18 protein-coding genes are annotated in these 16,605 nt (G+C 62.9%); 9 read left to right on the top strand and 9 right to left on the bottom strand.

All coding sequences use genetic code 11. The features are described 5' to 3' along the window. Positions 1–38: 38 nt before the first annotated feature. Positions 39–1,016 carry a dipeptidase gene (locus HMPREF3173_RS06690; RefSeq protein ID WP_043211075.1) on the bottom strand — a complete coding sequence of 326 codons (978 nt, stop codon included), beginning with the start codon at positions 1,014–1,016 and terminating at the stop codon, positions 39–41. A 275-nt stretch (positions 1,017–1,291) separates the two neighbouring features. Between HMPREF3173_RS06690 and HMPREF3173_RS06695 the strand changes: the two genes are divergently transcribed. After that, a complete protein-coding gene (locus HMPREF3173_RS06695) occupies positions 1,292–1,693 on the top strand; it encodes a lysozyme inhibitor LprI family protein (RefSeq protein ID WP_043211074.1) in 402 nt (133 codons plus the stop codon). Positions 1,694–1,741: 48 nt separating this feature from the next. On the opposite strand, the gene HMPREF3173_RS06700 is transcribed toward HMPREF3173_RS06695, so the two are convergent. Beyond that, complete coding sequence (locus tag HMPREF3173_RS06700) at positions 1,742–2,686, bottom strand: GlxA family transcriptional regulator (RefSeq protein ID WP_043211072.1); 945 nt, start codon at positions 2,684–2,686, stop codon at positions 1,742–1,744. A gap of 146 nt (positions 2,687–2,832) precedes the next feature. On the opposite strand from HMPREF3173_RS06700, the gene choX reads away from it, so the two are divergent. The 5 genes from choX (at position 2,833) to HMPREF3173_RS06725 (ending at position 6,912) form a co-directional block, all read left to right on the top strand. After that, entirely contained in the window at positions 2,833–3,777 is a 945-nt protein-coding gene (choX, locus tag HMPREF3173_RS06705) for a choline ABC transporter substrate-binding protein (protein ID WP_070571990.1), read from the top strand. A 165-nt stretch (positions 3,778–3,942) separates the two neighbouring features. Next, positions 3,943–4,827: a 3-dehydrocarnitine:acetyl-CoA trimethylamine transferase CdhC gene (locus HMPREF3173_RS06710; RefSeq protein WP_043211067.1), complete on the top strand. Its 885-nt coding sequence runs from the start codon at positions 3,943–3,945 to the stop codon at positions 4,825–4,827. A 17-nt stretch (positions 4,828–4,844) separates the two neighbouring features. Then, positions 4,845–5,810: an L-carnitine dehydrogenase gene (locus HMPREF3173_RS06715; protein WP_070571991.1), complete on the top strand. Its 966-nt coding sequence runs from the start codon at positions 4,845–4,847 to the stop codon at positions 5,808–5,810. 10 nt (positions 5,811–5,820) lie between these two features. Beyond that, positions 5,821–6,291 carry a thioesterase family protein gene (locus HMPREF3173_RS06720; protein ID WP_070571992.1) on the top strand — a complete coding sequence of 157 codons (471 nt, stop codon included), beginning with the start codon at positions 5,821–5,823 and terminating at the stop codon, positions 6,289–6,291. Between the two features lie 363 nt (positions 6,292–6,654). Continuing rightward, positions 6,655–6,912 (top strand): hypothetical protein, encoded by a 258-nt coding sequence (locus HMPREF3173_RS06725; RefSeq protein WP_043211060.1) that lies wholly within the window; start codon positions 6,655–6,657, stop codon positions 6,910–6,912. A gap of 139 nt (positions 6,913–7,051) precedes the next feature. On the opposite strand, the gene HMPREF3173_RS06730 is transcribed toward HMPREF3173_RS06725, so the two are convergent. Continuing rightward, positions 7,052–8,158, bottom strand: a complete 1,107-nt coding sequence (locus HMPREF3173_RS06730) for a choline metabolism transcriptional regulator GbdR (protein WP_043211058.1) — start codon at positions 8,156–8,158, stop codon at positions 7,052–7,054. Positions 8,159–8,547: 389 nt separating this feature from the next. Then, a complete protein-coding gene (locus HMPREF3173_RS06735) occupies positions 8,548–9,924 on the bottom strand; it encodes an L-serine ammonia-lyase (protein WP_043211056.1) in 1,377 nt (458 codons plus the stop codon). Between the two features lie 443 nt (positions 9,925–10,367). Here HMPREF3173_RS06735 and HMPREF3173_RS06740 point away from each other — a divergent pair, with 443 nt between their 5' ends. The 3 genes from HMPREF3173_RS06740 (at position 10,368) to choV (ending at position 13,429) form a co-directional block, all read left to right on the top strand. After that, complete coding sequence (locus HMPREF3173_RS06740) at positions 10,368–11,315, top strand: choline ABC transporter substrate-binding protein (protein ID WP_043211054.1); 948 nt, start codon at positions 10,368–10,370, stop codon at positions 11,313–11,315. 90 nt (positions 11,316–11,405) lie between these two features. After that, positions 11,406–12,254 (top strand): choline ABC transporter permease subunit, encoded by an 849-nt coding sequence (gene choW / locus HMPREF3173_RS06745; protein WP_177343688.1) that lies wholly within the window; start codon positions 11,406–11,408, stop codon positions 12,252–12,254. Further along, the gene (choV, locus tag HMPREF3173_RS06750) at positions 12,251–13,429 is read left to right on the top strand and encodes a choline ABC transporter ATP-binding protein (protein WP_043211048.1); all 1,179 of its coding nucleotides are present in this window, start codon (positions 12,251–12,253) and stop codon (positions 13,427–13,429) included. The genes choW and choV overlap by 4 nt, the downstream gene beginning before the upstream one ends. A gap of 123 nt (positions 13,430–13,552) precedes the next feature. Here choV and hisF read toward each other — a convergent pair whose 3' ends face one another. From hisF to hisB, 5 genes are read right to left on the bottom strand one after another with little or no spacing between them, the layout of a single operon-like run. Continuing rightward, complete coding sequence (gene hisF, locus HMPREF3173_RS06755; RefSeq protein WP_043211046.1) at positions 13,553–14,323, bottom strand: imidazole glycerol phosphate synthase subunit HisF; 771 nt, start codon at positions 14,321–14,323, stop codon at positions 13,553–13,555. 9 nt (positions 14,324–14,332) lie between these two features. Next, a complete protein-coding gene (gene hisA / locus HMPREF3173_RS06760; RefSeq protein WP_043211043.1) occupies positions 14,333–15,070 on the bottom strand; it encodes a 1-(5-phosphoribosyl)-5-[(5-phosphoribosylamino)methylideneamino]imidazole-4-carboxamide isomerase in 738 nt (245 codons plus the stop codon). Positions 15,071–15,097: 27 nt separating this feature from the next. Next, positions 15,098–15,358 carry a DUF2164 domain-containing protein gene (locus tag HMPREF3173_RS06765; protein WP_043211041.1) on the bottom strand — a complete coding sequence of 87 codons (261 nt, stop codon included), beginning with the start codon at positions 15,356–15,358 and terminating at the stop codon, positions 15,098–15,100. Then, on the bottom strand, positions 15,359–15,997 hold the full coding sequence (gene hisH, locus HMPREF3173_RS06770) for an imidazole glycerol phosphate synthase subunit HisH (protein WP_043211039.1): 639 nt from the start codon (positions 15,995–15,997) through the stop codon (positions 15,359–15,361). It lies immediately after the preceding gene. Continuing rightward, positions 15,997–16,590 (bottom strand): imidazoleglycerol-phosphate dehydratase HisB, encoded by a 594-nt coding sequence (gene hisB, locus HMPREF3173_RS06775; protein WP_043211130.1) that lies wholly within the window; start codon positions 16,588–16,590, stop codon positions 15,997–15,999. Before hisB ends, hisH begins: the two co-directional genes overlap by 1 nt. Between the last annotated feature and the right edge of the window lie 15 nt (positions 16,591–16,605).

Genomic DNA, 16,605 nt, shown 5'->3' on the forward strand with positions numbered 1-16,605 from the left:
GACGTTGCTGGCCGGGGCTTTCAGGCTTGGAGAGCGGCTTACTCGCCCCAGACGTCTTTCAATACGTTGACCCAGTTCTCACCCATGATCTTGCGTACCACACGCTCGGAGTGGCCGCGCTTGAGCAAGGTCTCGGTGAGGTTCGGGAATTCGCCGACAGTGCGGATCCCCAGCGGGTTGATGATCTTGCCGAAGTTGGTCAAGCGACGGGCGTAACCCTTGTCATGGGTCAGGTACTCGAAGAACTCCTGGCCGTGGCCCTGGGTGAAGTCGGTACCGATACCGATGGCGTCTTCACCGACGATGTTCATGGTGTACTCGATCGCCTCGGCGTAGTCGTCGATGGTCGAGTCGATGCCTTTGGCCAGGAACGGCGCGAACATGGTCACACCCACGAAACCACCGTGGTCGGCGATGAACTTCAGCTCTTCGTCGGACTTGTTGCGCGGGTGCTCTTTGAGGCCCGAAGGCAGGCAGTGGGAGTAGCAGACCGGTTTCTTCGACTCGAGGATGACTTCCTCGCTGGTCTTGGAACCGACGTGGGAGAGGTCGCACATGATGCCGACGCGGTTCATCTCGGCGACGATCTCGCGACCGAAGCCCGACAGGCCGCCATCACGCTCGTAGCAGCCGGTGCCCACCAGGTTCTGGGTGTTGTAGCACATCTGCACGATGCCCACGCCCAGTTGCTTGAACACATCGACGTAGGCGATCTGGTCTTCGAACGCATGGGCGTTCTGGAAGCCGAACAGGATGCCGGTCTTGCCCAGCTCCTTGGCCTTGCGGATGTCGGCAGTGGTGCGTACCGGCATCACCAGGTCGCTGTTTTCGCGGATCAGCTTCTGGCTGGCGGCGATGTTGTCGACGGTCGCCTTGAAGCCTTCCCAGACCGATACCGTGCAGTTGGCCGCGGTGAGGCCACCTTTGCGCATGTCCTCGAACAGTTCGCGGTTCCACTTGGCAATGATCAGACCGTCGATGACGATGCTGTCGGCGTGCAGTTCGGCTGGGCTCATCAGGCTGTCCCCTTTTATAGAGTTCGCTTGCGCCAAACCTTGTGCCGGCGCTTTGGGGCCAGCATATGCCTGCGGCCCGAGGCGCCCCGATGCAAAAACGACAGGGGGTTTGCCGAAAGCGTCAAGACGTTCAAAGGCCTCCGCTGCCGCGGGATTTGGCAATGAGAGCGAGTCTCGATAAGCGCCTTCCATGAACTTTTCTTCAGGGATCTACCGAAGCGCTTCGCGCTGAGCGAGAATCCCTGCGATTCGTCAGCCTGTTGAGGAGAAAACGGATGAAATCAATGGCATGGCTGGCCCTGGTGGCCGTCGCCCTGGGCGCCCAGGCGAGCGAGGAAGACAGCACGCCCTGCGACAACGTCGAGACCGACGCGCAGAACTACGCCTGTGCTGCCTACAACAAGCAGACCGCCGAGCGGGAGCTCAAATCGGCCTTTGACGATCTCATCCAGCGCATTACCGACCAGTACCCGGACGAAAACGACAAGGTCCAGCAATTGACCGCCCGCCTGCAGGCAGCCGAGACCCTGTGGACCCAATTGCGCGACGCCGACTGCAAAGTCGAGACCTTTGCCGAGAAGCCCGGCAGCAAGGCCTTCGAGGCAGCCTGGAACACCTGCGTGGCCCAGCGCAGCGATGACCGTTCCGAGTACTTGCAGTCCATCGGACAGCAGTGATCCAGGGGCCGCTGGGCGGCCCTGGGTTGAGCGGTCACACCCCCGAGATCAAGTCACCTTGACCAACCGATCCTCCCGCGGACATCGCTCGAACCGCGCCCGATAGCAGCGGGTGAAATACGACGCCGACTCGAATCCACAGGCGATGCTCACCTCCAGCACGCTCATGTCGGTCTGGCGCAACAGCTGCCTGGCCTTGTCCAGGCGCAGTCGCAAATAGAAACCACTGGGCGTGTCGTCCAGGTGCAGGCGGAACAGTCGCTCCAGCTGACGCCGGGTGATCTGCACGGCATCGGCCAGCACTTCGGTATTGAGCGGCTGCTCGGTGTTGCGCTCCATCTCGCCGATCACCCGCACCAGCTTCTTGTTGTTGATGCCGTAGCGCGACGCGATCTGCATGCGCTGATGATCCTGTCGCGGACGGATACGTCCGAGCACGAACTGCTCCGACACCTGCACCGCCAATTCACTGCCATGGGTCTGGGCGATCAGGTCGAGCATCAGGTCGATGGACGCGGTGCCGCCGGCGCAGGTGATGCGTCGCCGATCGATCTCGAATAGCTCCTGGGTGGCCTGCAACCTGGGGTAGCGCTCCTTGAAGGCTTCCAACGCCTCCCAATGCACGGTCGCCCGGTGCCCGTCGAGCAGCCCGGCTTCGGCCAGCACCATCGCCCCGGTATCGATGCCACCCAGCAACACGCCTTCATGGTCCAGACGGCGCAGCACTTGGTGCAATTGCGCGCCATAGCAGGCCAGTGGTTCGAAGCCGGCCACGATCAGCAGCATGCGCGCCGCCTCCCCCTCCCCCAGCACGCCATCGGCGTTCACCGACATGCCGTTGCTGGCCTGCACTGCACCGCCATCGAGGCTCAACACGCGCCAGCGGTACAGCGGGCCGCGGAAGCGGTTGGCCACGCGCAGTGGCTCCAGGGCACTGATGAAGCCCATCGCCGAAAAACCGGGCAACAGCAGAAAGTGAATGATTTCAGACATTGCGTGCTCCACGGGAAAAGTGGTCGCTTCCGTGCAACTCTTGGTCGTCAGAGTGCGAATTTCCACCCCGCCACCAGCGTAGCGTGTTCACACGGCCCGCAGAGGCCGGCCCCAATAACAATATGCACTGCCGTTGGAGAGCCACCATGCACAGCTTCGTCCGCCGCAGCTTGTTGTCCCTCGCGTTGAGCAGCACCCTCGCCACTCCCCTCCTGGCCGCCGAGCCCGCCGCCTGCAAAGACGTGCGCCTTGGCGTGGTCAACTGGACCGATGTCATCGCCACCAGCGCCATGGCCCAGGTCCTGCTCGATGGGTTGGGTTACCAGACCAAACAGACCAGCGCGTCCCAGCAGATCATCTTCGCCGGTATCCGCGACAAGCGCCTGGACATGTTCCTGGGCTACTGGAACCCGATCATGACCCAGACCATCACACCGTTCGTCCAGGCCGGGCAGGTCAAGGTCCTCGACAAGCCCAGCCTGGAAGATGCGCGAGCCACCCTGGCGGTACCTAAATACCTGGCCGACAAGGGCCTGAAGACGTTCGCCGACATCCACAAGTTCGAGAAGGAGCTGGGCGGCAAGATCTACGGCATCGAACCCGGTTCCGGCGCCAACACCCAGATCAAGGCGATGATCGCCAAGAACCAGTTCGGCCTGGGCAAGTTCCAGCTGGTCGAGTCCAGCGAGGCCGGCATGCTCGCCGCCGTCGACCGCGCCGTGCGGCGCAAGCAGGCGGTGGTGTTCTTCGGCTGGGCGCCGCACCCAATGAACGTGAACCTCGACATGGTCTACCTGGGCGACAGCCAGGACGCCTTGGGCCCTGACGAAGGCCGCGCCACGGTCTGGACCGTCACCGCGCCCGACTACGCCGAGCGCTGCCCCAACGCCCATCGGCTGCTTGCCAACCTGAGTTTCAGTGCCGAGGACGAGAGCCGCATGATGCAGCCGCTGCTCGATCACAAGGATCCGCTGGAATCCGCCCGCCAGTGGCTCAAGGACCACCCCGAGGACAAGGCACGCTGGCTCGAAGGCGTGACCACCTTCGACGGCAAGCCGGCGGCTGAGAACCTCAACCTCAGCGCCAACTGACTCTACCGGTTCGCGGGTAACCCGCTCCCCCACAACACACGATGCTGCGCCTGTGGAAGCGAGGTTGCCCCGCGCCCCCAGGGCTCACGTAGGCCCAATGGGAGCGGGTCCACCCGCGAAAACCACACCACCGACCTCACAGACATACCCTGAAGGATCCGCGCCATGAACCATGACGTCATCATCACCTGTGCACTGACCGGCGCCGGCGACACCGTCGCCAAGAGCCACCTCGTCCCGGTCACACCCAAACAGATCGCCGAGTCCGCCATCGAAGCCGCCAAGGCCGGCGCCACCGTGGTCCACTGCCACGTCCGCGATCCGCAGACTGGCCGCTTCAGCCGCGACGTGGCGTTGTACCGTGAAGTGATGGAGCGCATTCGTGAAGCCGACGTGGACGTGATCGTCAACCTCACCGCCGGCATGGGTGGCGACCTCGAGATCGGCCCTGGCGAAAAGCCCATGGAGTTCGGCCCAGGCACCGACCTGATCGGCCCGCTGGAGCGCCTGGCGCACGTCGAGGCGCTGCTGCCGGAGATCTGCACTCTGGACTGCGGGACGCTCAACTTCGGCGATGGCAACGCCATCTACGTCTCGACCCCGAGCCAACTGCGTGCCGGCGCCAAGCGCATCACCGAACTGGGCGTGAAAGCCGAGCTTGAAATCTTCGACACCGGCCACCTGTGGTTCGCCAAGCAGATGATGAAAGAAGGCCTGCTGGACGATCCGCTGTTCCAGCTGTGCCTGGGCATCCCATGGGGCGCGCCAGCCGACACCACCACCATGAAGGCCATGGTCGACAACCTGCCCGCCGGCGTGACCTGGGCCGGTTTCGGTATCGGCCGCATGCAGATGCCGATGGCGGCCCAGGCTGTGCTGCTCGGCGGCAACGTGCGGGTCGGCCTGGAAGACAACCTCTATCTGGACCGTGGCGTGCTGGCCAGCAACGGCCAGTTGGTCGAACGCGCGGTGGAGATCATCACCCGCATGGGCGCTCGCGTCCTGACCCCGGCCGAAGGCCGCGAAAAAATGAACCTCAAGCGCCGCTGAGCCCCCGGAGAATCGCCATGACCTTCATCACCGAGATCAAGACTTTCGCCGCCCTCGGTAGCGGCGTGATCGGCAGCGGCTGGGTTGCCCGCGCCCTGGCCCACGGCCTGGACGTGATCGCCTGGGACCCAGCCCCAGGCGCCGAGCAAGCCTTGCGCAAACGTATCGCCAATGCCTGGCCAGCCTTGGAAAAACAAGGCCTGGCGCCAGGCGCCTCACAAGATCGCCTGCGGTTCGTGGCCACCATCGAGGAATGCGTACGTGACGCCGATTTCATCCAGGAAAGCGCCCCGGAGCGCCTGGACCTGAAGCTCGACCTGCACGCCAAGATCAGCGCCGCGGCCAAGCCCAATGCGATCATCGGCTCCAGCACCTCGGGCCTGCTGCCCAGCGAGTTCTATGAGTCCGCCACACACCCCGAGCGCTGCGTGGTGGGCCACCCGTTCAATCCGGTGTACCTGCTGCCCTTGGTGGAAATCGTCGGTGGCCAGCACACCGCCCCCGAAGCCATCGAGGCGGCCAAGACCATCTACACCGCCTTGGGCATGCGCCCGCTGCATGTGCGCAAGGAAGTACCGGGCTTCATTGCCGACCGACTGCTTGAAGCGCTGTGGCGAGAGGCCCTGCACCTGGTCAACGACGGGGTGGCCAGCACCGGCGAGATCGACGATGCGATCCGCTTTGGCGCAGGCCTTCGCTGGTCGTTCATGGGCACCTTCCTCACCTACACCCTGGCCGGGGGCGATGCAGGCATGCGTCACTTCATGGCGCAGTTCGGCCCGGCGCTCAAGCTGCCCTGGACCTACCTGCCGGCGCCGGAGCTGACCGACAAGCTGATCGACGATGTGGTCGAGGGCACCTCGGAGCAACTGGGTGATCGCAGCATCGCCGCGCTGGAACGCTACCGGGATGACACCCTGCTCGCTGTGCTCGACGCAGTGAAGAACAGCAAGGCCCGCCACGGCATGGCCTTCGGCGATTGAGGATACGGCGATGCCTACACTGATCACCTACCGCACCCCCGTCCAGGAGGATTGGGTCGACTACAACGGACACCTGCGCGATGCCTATTACCTGCTGATCTTCAGCTACGCCACCGATGCGCTGATGGAGCGCATCGGCCTGGATGCCGACAGCCGCGGGCAAAGCGGCAATTCGCTGTTCACCCTGGAGGCGCACATCAACTACCTGCACGAAGTGAAGCTGGCCACCGAGGTGTGGGTGCAGACGCAGATCATCGGCTTCGATCGCAAGCGCCTGCACGTGTATCACAGCCTGCACCGGGCAGGGTTCGACGAGGCCCTGGCGGCCAGCGAACAGATGCTCCTGCATGTGGACCTGGCGGGGCCGAAATCGGCACCGTTCAGTGAACGCAGCGCAGGCCTGCTTCAGGGGTTGGTGGATGAGCAACGGGACCTGCCGGCGGCAGCGTTTGTCGGGCGGGTGATGCGACTGCCTGGCTGAAACACGGCCCTTGGGGCTACTGCACACCCTATCGCGGGACAAGCCGCTCCTTCCGATCCTGGAGGAGCGGCTTGTCCCGCGATGGCTTTCCGCAGGCAAAAAAATAACCCCGGAAAGCCGTGAGCATCCGGGGCCAAGAGAGCGAGCAACATCCACTTTGCACGAGTGAGGGTGACCAAACCCTCGTTTGCCGTGAATGCGTCCAGTGTGGGGCAGCCCGGGTTGCTGGATTTAGCCGGGAACGACCTGTTCTTAGCCAAAGAAGCCATTGCGACATTCTGTCCTTGCCGCCCTGTCGGCTTGGTCAGAGAATCGGTTGCAGATCACAGCAGCACTCTCTTAGCGATAAAAGGGACAACAGCCATGATGCATGCGGATTTGATTGATCAGGAAGACCTGCTGGGCCAACTGCGCTCCAGGGGCTTCGAAATTCCGGCGGGCGCCAGTGCCGAGCAGGCCTGCGAGGCCGTGGTGCGGGGGCTGACCGAGCCTAACGCGCGCGCGCTCAAAGGCATGGTCGAGCAGATGTACACCGGCAGCGCTACCATCCTCCCGGCCGTGCGCCAGGCCATCGAGAAGCAGCTCCTGCCGGCCTTGGCAGAGTTCAAGAACCGCGCCTGACGCCCAGATCCATTCGCGGGTTTACCCGCGAATGGGCCAGTGCCAACAACACGAATGCAATGGCCCCACAGGGTTCGATGAAAACCCTGTGGGGCCATGGTTTACGCGCCGATCGACGCGCATGACAGCCGACCCGGCGTCAGAGCCTTACGCTGGCAAACGTCGACTCGTTGCGCGCCTGGCTCAGCGAAGCCATCGGACCGCTGTGCGGGGTCAGTGCCATGGCCTGCGGAATCGGCATCATCGCCACCTGCTGGGCGGTATTGGAGCCCACACGCTCGTCACGCGGCGGAATACCGAAGTACTCGCGGTAGCACTTGGAGAAGTGCGGCGTGGAAACGAACCCGCACACCGAAGCCACTTCGATGATCGACATCGGCGTCTGCTTGAGCAGCTGCCGCGCGCGGATCAGGCGCAGCTTGAGGTAGTAGCGCGACGGCGAGCAGTGCAGGTACTTCTGGAACAGGCGCTCGAGCTGGCGCCGCGACACCGAGACATAGACCGCCAGCTCGTCCAGGTCGATTGGCTCTTCCAGGTTCGCCTCCATCAGCGCGACGATCTCCTGCAGCTTCGGCTGGTTGGTGCCGAGCATGTGCTTGAGCGGCACGCGCTGGTGGTCCTGTTCGTTGCGGATGCGCTCGTAGACGAACATCTCGGAGATCGCCGCCGACAGCTCACGGCCATGGTCACGGCTGATCAGGTGCAACATCATGTCCAGCGGCGCGGTGCCGCCGGAGCTGGTGAAACGGTTACGGTCCAGGGTGAACAGGCGGGTGCTCATGTTCACCCGCGGGAAGGCTTCCTGCATCGCAGCAAGACACTCCCAATGCACGCTGCAGTCGAAGCCATCGAGCAGCCCGGCACAGGCCAGCGCCCAGCTGCCGGTACATACCGCGCCAAGGCGACGCGACTGACGCGCCTGGGCTTGCAGCCAGGTGACGTGCTCGCGGGTGACGGTGCGCTGGATGCCGACACCACCGCAGACGATCACGGTGTCCATCGGCGGCGCGCTGTGCATGGCCGCGTCCGGCGTGATCTGCAGACCGTCGCTGGCCCACACCTGGCCGCCATCGACGGTCAGGGTGTGCCAACGGTACAGCTCACGGCCAGAGAGCTGGTTGGCCATGCGCAGCGGCTCGACGGCGGATGCGAGGGAAATCAGGGTGAAGTTATCCAGCAGGAGAAACCCGATGGACTGGGGAGCTGTGCGGTTCTGGGTTGGGGTCCCGGAGGTGTACGACGTCATCGCGATTTCTCCTCACACAATGCAGGGTGTGCCTCAGGCTGGCACTGTTTTCTTGTCATGGCCCCAGTTCGTATGCAGGGGCTTTGCCAACTACAACGCAAAGGTCGTGCCTGAAATTGAACGACCATTCAAAAAAAACCAAAAACGACGTCGTGTCAGGGCTGTCAGAGCTTTTCCATCAGATTTGTAGGAAAACGCGAACAGGCGCGCTAGCGCCTTTGCGTGTAACCCCTGAGCAGTTAAGTAGCACTTTTGGGAAGGATGCCCAGAAGCGACATCCATAAGTGTCACCGACAACGACACCTCTGGTAGCGACAACTGACAGCCGGTAGGGAACGATCGGTGCGCCAATTTGGGGCGCACCGACCGCAGAAGGGGCAAGAACGGCATCAGCACTCGATGGCGCTGACAGCCAGACCGCCGCGCGAGGTTTCCTTGTATTTGTCGTGCATGTCGGCCCCGGTATCACGCATGGTGCGGATCACCTGGTCGAGAGAGATGAAGTGCTCGCCGTCACCGCGCAGGGCCATCTGCACGGCGTTGATCGCCTTGACCGCAGCGATAGCATTGCGTTCGATGCACGGCACTTGGACCAGACCACCGACGGGGTCGCAGGTCAGGCCCAGGTTGTGTTCCAGAGCGATTTCGGCAGCATTTTCCAACTGCGGCGGGGTGGCGCCCAACACCTCCGCCAAGCCGGCTGCGGCCATGGCGCAGGCCGAACCGACTTCGCCCTGGCAACCGACCTCGGCACCGGAGATCGAAGCGTTCTTCTTGCACAGGATGCCCACCGCGGCAGCGCCGAGGAAGAAATCCACCACGTTGGATTCATCGACTGCATCCGAGAAACGCATGTAGTAGTGCAACACCGCCGGAATGATGCCCGCCGCGCCATTGGTAGGCGCAGTCACCATGCGCCCACCCGCGGCGTTCTCTTCATTGACGGCCAGGGCGAACAGGTTGACCCACTCCATGGCACTCATGGTCGAGCCAATCACATTGGGCTTGCCGAGCTCCTGCAGGCTGCGGTGCAGCTTGGCGGCACGGCGTCGCACGTTGAGCCCCCCAGGCAGGGTGCCCTCGTATTTGAGGCCGTTGTTCACGCATTCCTGCATGGCGTGCCAGAGCTTGAGCAGGCCAGCGCGGATTTCTTCTTCGCTGCGCCAGGCCTTTTCGTTCTCCATCATCAATTGCGACACGCGCAGGTCGTTTTGCTTGCACAGACTCAGCAGTTCGGCCGCGCTGTTGAAATCGTAAGGCAGCACCGTCTCGTCAGCGTCCAGCACACCGCTGGCAGCCTGGGCGGCGTCGACCACGAAGCCCCCGCCGACCGAGTAGTAGGTGTCACGGTGCAGCTCACCCTGCGCGCCTTCGGCGATCAGGGTCATGGCGTTGGGGTGGTATGGCAGGTTCTCGTCCAGCAGCAGCATGTCGCGGCTCCAGACGAACTCGACCGGCAGGCGGCCATCGAGCTGCAAGGTGCTGGTTTCGCGCAATTCGGCGATGCGCGGGGCAATCACCGTAGGGTCGATGGAGTCGGGCCACTCACCCATCAGGCCCATGATGGTGGCATTGTCGGTGCCGTGGCCGACGCCGGTCGCCGACAGCGAGCCATACAACCGGACTTCCACTCGCCTGACCTGCTCCAGCTCGCCGCGCTGGCGCAGCCCTTGGACGAACAGGGCGGCGGCACGCATGGGGCCGACGGTGTGGGAGCTGGAAGGCCCGACACCGATCTTGAACAGGTCGAACACGCTGATGGCCATTGTCGAATCACCTCTTGATGGGCTTGTCTCCCCGCGGCGTATGGCGGGTTGCGCAACTGCTAGGCTGATACCGCGAGTTGCCACGAATGCACGCATCATCGGGCTTTTGCCCCACTACCCGCCGTCTGCAACCGACGTACTTTTGTCCAGCAACGCCGCCCGCTCCAGGCGCCTTACGCGCCGCTTTCGAGGGGTCCGGTGACGTAAAAACGCAGGGTAGAGGGTGGAAAAATCCATATGCGACATTGCCCTTACTGGATGCGACCCGTCCTGTACTGGTTACGACCCCACCAGTAGGCGATTGCCGAACGCTGGGGGATTATCGAAAGCGACTCGTATTGCACGGCCTCGCATCCTGCCCTCTGCAGGCCTGGTCGACCGGAGCCTAGAGAAAGCTCGGCGCCCCCGCGGGAAACCCGAAGAAAAATCACAGGAGTCCATCCATGAAAGGTTCACCCTCGCTCTTGCTGGTCGCGATGCTCGCAACACCTCTGCTGGCTCAGGCCGTGGAGCCCGAGCAGTGTCAGACGGTACGGTTCTCCGACGTCGGCTGGACCGACATCACCGTGACCACCGCCGTCACCAGCGTTGTACTCGAAGCCCTGGGCTACAAGACTCACACCACCATGATCTCGGTACCAGTGACTTACAAGTCGCTGGCTGCCGGCAAGGACCTGGATGTGTTCCTCGGCAACTGGATGCCGACCATGGAGAACGACATCAAGCAGTACCGTGACGCCGGCACGGTCGAAACCGTGCGCGCCAACCTGGAGAACGCCAAGTACACCCTGGCCGTACCCCAGGCACTGTATGACAAGGGCCTTAAGGACTTCGCCGACATTCCCAAGTTCAAGAACGAACTGGGCGGCAAGATCTACGGCATCGAGCCGGGCAACGACGGCAACCGCACCATCCAGAGCATGATCGACAAGAACGCCTTTGGCCTGAAGGACGCCGGCTTCAAGCTGGTGCAGTCCAGCGAAGCGGGCATGCTGTCGCAGGTGGACCGCTCGCAGAAACGTGGCGAGGCGGTGGTGTTCCTGGGCTGGGAACCGCACCCGATGAACAAGCGCTTCAAGATGCAGTACCTGTCCGGCGGTGACGAATTCTTCGGCCCCGAGTTCGGCAAGGCAACCGTGCTGACCAATACCCGCAAGGGCTATACGCAGGAATGCAGCAACGTCGGCCAACTGCTGAAGAACCTGTCGTTCACCCTGGACATGGAAAGCACCCTGATGGGCAACGTCCTGGACGACAAGATGAAACCCGATGCAGCCGCCAAGGCGTGGCTGAAGAACAACCCGCAAGTGCTCGACACCTGGTTGGCCGGAGTGACGACCGTGGATGGCAAACCCGGGCTGGAGGCGGCCAAGGCCAAACTGACGCAATAACAACAAGGATGCAGTAGCAATTGGCACTACCTCGGGGCAGGCCAACGCCCGCCCCGGACTGATTTCAATCTTTGCAGGTGGAAGCTCGCTATCATGCTTATCGATCAGAAAATACCTCTGGGGCAGTACATCGCCTCATTCGTCGAATGGTTGACCCAGAACGGCGCCAACTATTTCGACGCCATCGCCCAGGGCCTGGAATTCATGATCCATGGGGTCACCAGCGCCCTGACCTGGTTCAACCCCTACATCCTCATCGCCTTGTTCGCCGCCCTGGCACACCTGATCCAGCGCAAATGGGCGCTGACGGCATTTGTCGCGCTGTCCTTCCTGCTGATCTTCAACCTCGGCTACTGGCAGGAAACCATGGAGACCCTGGCGCAGGTCACCTTCGCCACCGTGGTGTGCGTGGCCATCGGCGTACCGCTGGGCATCGTCGCTGCGCACAAGCCGATGTTCTACACCGCCATGCGTCCCGTCCTGGACCTGATGCAGACGGTGCCTACCTTCGTTTACCTGATCCCGACACTGACCCTGTTCGGCCTGGGTGTGGTGCCAGGGTTGATCTCCACGGTGGTGTTCGCCATCGCTGCGCCGATCCGCCTCACCTACCTGGGGATCTGCGACGTGCCCCAGGAACTGCTCGACGCCGGCAAGGCCTTTGGCTGCTCGCGCCGCCAGCTGCTGACCCGCATCGAACTGCCCCATGCAATGCCCAGCATTGCCGCGGGTGTTACCCAATGCATCATGCTGTCGTTGTCGATGGTCGTGATCGCCGCCCTGGTGGGCGCTGACGGCCTGGGCAAACCTGTGGTCAACGCACTGAACACCGCCGATATCGCCCTGGGCTTCGAGGCGGGCCTGGCGATCGTGCTGCTGGCGATCATGCTGGACCGTATCTGCAAGCAACCGGAGCTGCCGGCACGAGGTGAGTCATGAGCATCATTCGTTTCGAAGACGTCGACGTCATCTTCTCCAACAAGCCACGCGAAGCGCTGGCGCTGCTGGACCAAGGCCAGACCCGCGAGCAGATCCTCAAGAAGACCGGCCTTGTGGTCGGCGTCGAGAAAGCCAACCTGGACATCAACAAAGGCGAGATCTGCGTGCTCATGGGCCTGTCCGGCTCGGGCAAGTCGAGCCTGCTGCGCTGCATCAACGGCCTGAACACCGTCAGCCGCGGCAAGCTGTTCGTCGAGCATGAAGGCAAGCACATCGACATCGCCCACTGCACCCCGGCGGAACTGAAGATGATGCGCACCAAGCGCATCGCCATGGTGTTCCAGAAGTTCGCCCTGATGCCCTGGCTGACCGTGCGCGAGAACATCAGCTTCGGCCTGGAAATGCAGGGCCGCCCCGAGAAAGAGCGGCGCAAGCTGGTCGATGAGAAGCTTGAACTGGTGGGCCTGACCCAATGGCGCAACAAAAAGCCCGACGAGCTCTCCGGCGGCATGCAGCAGCGCGTGGGCCTGGCCCGGGCGCTGGCCATGGACGCAGACATCCTGCTGATGGACGAACCCTTCTCGGCCCTCGACCCGCTGATCCGCCAGGGCCTGCAGGACGAGTTGCTGGAGCTGCAGAACAAGCTGAGCAAGACCATCGTGTTCGTCAGCCACGACCTGGACGAGGCGCTCAAACTGGGCAGCCGTATCGCCATCATGAAAGATGGCCGGATCATCCAGTACAGCAAGCCTGAAGAAATCGTCCTGAACCCAGCCGACGACTATGTACGCACCTTCGTGGCCCACACCAATCCGCTCAACGTGCTGTGCGGTCGCAGCCTGATGCGCAGCCTGGACAACTGCAAGCGGGTCAACGGCTCGGTATGCCTGGACCCAGGCGGTGATTCCTGGCTGGACCTGGGCGAAGGCAACTCGATCAAACGCGCCCGCCAAGGCCAGAACGGCCTGGACCTGCAGAACTGGGTACCGGGACAGGATGTGGAAACCCTGGGCCGCAAACCGACCTTGGTCAATGCCAATATCGGCATGCGCGAGGCCTTGCAGATCCGCTATCACACCGGCAACAAGCTGGTGCTGCAGGAGAACGACAAGGTGGTGGGGATTCTCGGCGACAGCGAGCTGTATCACGCGCTGCTGGGCAAGAACCACGGGTAATGACAGGGGCCGCTGTGCGGCCCTGTCACGGCACAAGGCCGCTGCCACAGGGGAGGTATTGCACCCTCTCTGTGACAGCGGCCTTGTGTCTTTTCAGGAGGGCAAAGCCCTCCCGGCAGTGACTCAGCGAACGACGATCCCGCGCGCAGCCATGTAGGCCTTGGCTTCCGGCACGGTGTACTCGCCGAAGTGGAAGATGCTCGCCGCCAGCACCGCACTGGCATGGCCTTCCAGAATGCCGTCAGCCAGGTGTTGCAGGTTGCCGACACCGCCCGAGGCGATCACCGGAATACCCACCGCATCGCTGATGGCACGGGTCACGCCCAGGTCGAAACCGCTCTTCATGCCGTCCTGGTCCATGCTGGTGAGCAGGATCTCACCGGCACCCAGCCCTTCCATCTTCTTGGCCCAGGCCACTGCATCCAGACCGGTCGGTTTGCGCCCGCCATGGGTGAAGATCTCCCAACGCGGCGCTTCGCCGGGGCCGGAGACCTTCTTGGCGTCGATGGCGACGACAATGCACTGGGAACCGAAACGCTCGGCAGCCTCACCCACGAACTCGGGGTTGAACACTGCTGCGGTGTTGATCGACACCTTGTCGGCGCCGGCGTTGAGCAGGTTGCGGATGTCCTGCACGGTACGCACGCCACCGCCCACGGTCAGCGGGATGAACACCTGGCTGGCCATGCGCTCGACGGTGTGCAAGGTGGTGTCACGGCCATCGACACTGGCGGTGATGTCCAGGAAGGTGATCTCGTCAGCACCCTGCTCGTCGTAGCGACGCGCGATTTCCACCGGGTCGCCGGCATCGCGGATGTTCTCGAACTTGACGCCCTTGACCACCCGGCCGTTGTCCACGTCCAGGCAAGGGATGATGCGCTTGGCCAGTGCCATGTTCTGTCCTCAGCCTTGGTAGTTGTCGCAGAAGGCCTGGGCCTCAGCGACATCGAGGGTGCCTTCATAGATGGCGCGGCCGGTGATGGCACCGATGATGCCCGGGGTCTTGGCGTCCAGCAGGGCCTTGATGTCGCCCAGGTTGTGGATGCCGCCGGACGCGATCACCGGAATCGAGGTGGCTTCGGCCAGGGCTTTGGTGAAGGGCACGTTGCAGCCCTGCATCATGCCGTCCTTGGCGATGTCGGTGTAGACGATCGCCGAGACACCATCGGCCTCGAAGCGCTTGGCCAGGTCGATGACCTGCACCGAGCTGACCTCGGCCCAGCCGTCGGTGGCGACGAAGCCGTCCTTGGCATCCAGGCCAACGATGACCTTGCCTGGGAACGCCTTGCACGCCTCGGCGACGAATTCAGGCTGCTTGACCGCCTTGGTGCCGATGATGACGTAGCTCACGCCGGCCTTGACGTAGTGCTCGATGGTTTCCAACGAGCGGATGCCGCCGCCGATCTGGATCGGCAGGTTCGGGTAGCGCTTGGCGATGGCAGTGACCACTTCGCCGTTGACCGGCTGGCCTTCGAAGGCGCCATTGAGGTCGACCAGATGCAGGCGACGGCAGCCACCCTCGACCCATTTGGCGGCCATGCTCACCGGGTCGTCGGAAAATACGGTGGAGTCTTCCATGCGGCCCTGGCGCAGACGCACGCAGGCACCGTCCTTCAGATCGATAGCGGGAATAATCAGCATCTTGGGAACCTGTCTAATCAATGAAATTCAGGGCTTCTCGAGTGCCCACAGGTCGCTCTCGATGCTCTCGAACCGCTCCTTGAGGTGCAGCTGAACATCGGCAATCGCCCTGTTGTAGTAGTGGGGTGCAATTTCCTTGCTGAACAAATCGAGGACCTCGGCCACCTCGAACGACCCAAGCGTCAGCTCGAAGCGATCTTCGAGAAAGCGCTTCAAGGTGTCGAGCGCCTGGCGCTCCTGCTCGGGCGCCAGGGTGATGATCGGGGCCTTGGTCCGCGATTTGCTCATTTACCAGCGTCCATCCCAGCTGACGAAGTTCTGCAGCAGTTGCAGGCCATGGGTATGGCTCTTCTCGGGGTGGAACTGCACGGCGAAGCGCGAGCCCTCGGCCAGGGCCGCGGCGAAATCGACGCCGTAGTGGCCTCGGCCTGCAACCTGCCCAGGCTTGCCGGCATTGATGTAGTAGCTGTGCACGAAATAGAAGCGCGCGCGGTCGGGAATGTCATGCCACAGGGGATGGTCGATGGTCTGGCTGACTTCGTTCCAGCCCATGTGGGGCACCTTCAGGTGCTCGCCGTCTTCCTGCAGGTCTTTGCCGAAGAAACGCACCTGACCGGGGAACAGGCCGATGCAGTCGACGCCGTCGTTTTCCTCGCTGTGGTCCAGCAGGGCCTGCATGCCCACGCAGATACCGAGGAACGGACGGTCCTGGCTGACTTCACGCACCAGGCTGTCGAAGCCCAGGCGACGGATCTCGGCCATGCAGTCGCGGATCGCGCCAACGCCTGGGAACACCACACGATCGGCCTCGCGGATCACGGCCGCGTCGCTGGTGACCAGCACCTTGCCAGCCCCCACGTGCTCCAGGGCCTTGGCCACCGAGTGCAAGTTGCCCATGCCATAGTCGATTACGGCGACGGTCTGCATCACAGGCATCCCTTGGTGGAAGGCATCTGCCCGGCCATGCGCTCGTCCTGCTCGACGGCCATGCGCAGCGCGCGGCCAAAGGCTTTGAACACGGTTTCGATCTGGTGGTGGGTGTTGTGACCACGCAGGTTGTCGATGTGCAGGGTCACCAGGGCGTGGTTGACGAAGCCCTGGAAGAACTCCTGGAACAGGTCGACATCGAAGCCGCCCACGCTGGCGCGGGTGTATGGCACGTGCATCTGCAGGCCTGGACGGCCGGAGAAGTCGATGACCACACGCGAAAGCGCTTCGTCCAGCGGTACGTACGAATGACCGTAGCGACGGATGCCCTTCTTGTCACCGATGGCCTGGGCGAACGCCTGGCCGAGGGTGATGCCGACGTCTTCGACGGTATGGTGGTCGTCGATATGCAGGTCACCCTTGCACTCGATGTCCAGATCGATCAGCCCATGCCGGGCGATCTGGTCGAGCATGTGTTCGAGGAAAGGCACACCGATATCGAATCGGGCCTTGCCACTGCCATCGAGGTTGATCGAGGCTTTTACCTGGGTTTCCAGGGTATTGCGCTCGACGGAAGCCTTACGTTCGACCATCACCAGCTCCGCAAA

The sequence above is a fragment of the Pseudomonas sp. HMSC08G10 genome (genome assembly GCF_001808425.1).
GTDB classification, from domain to species: Bacteria; Pseudomonadota; Gammaproteobacteria; order Pseudomonadales; family Pseudomonadaceae; genus Aquipseudomonas; species Aquipseudomonas guariconensis.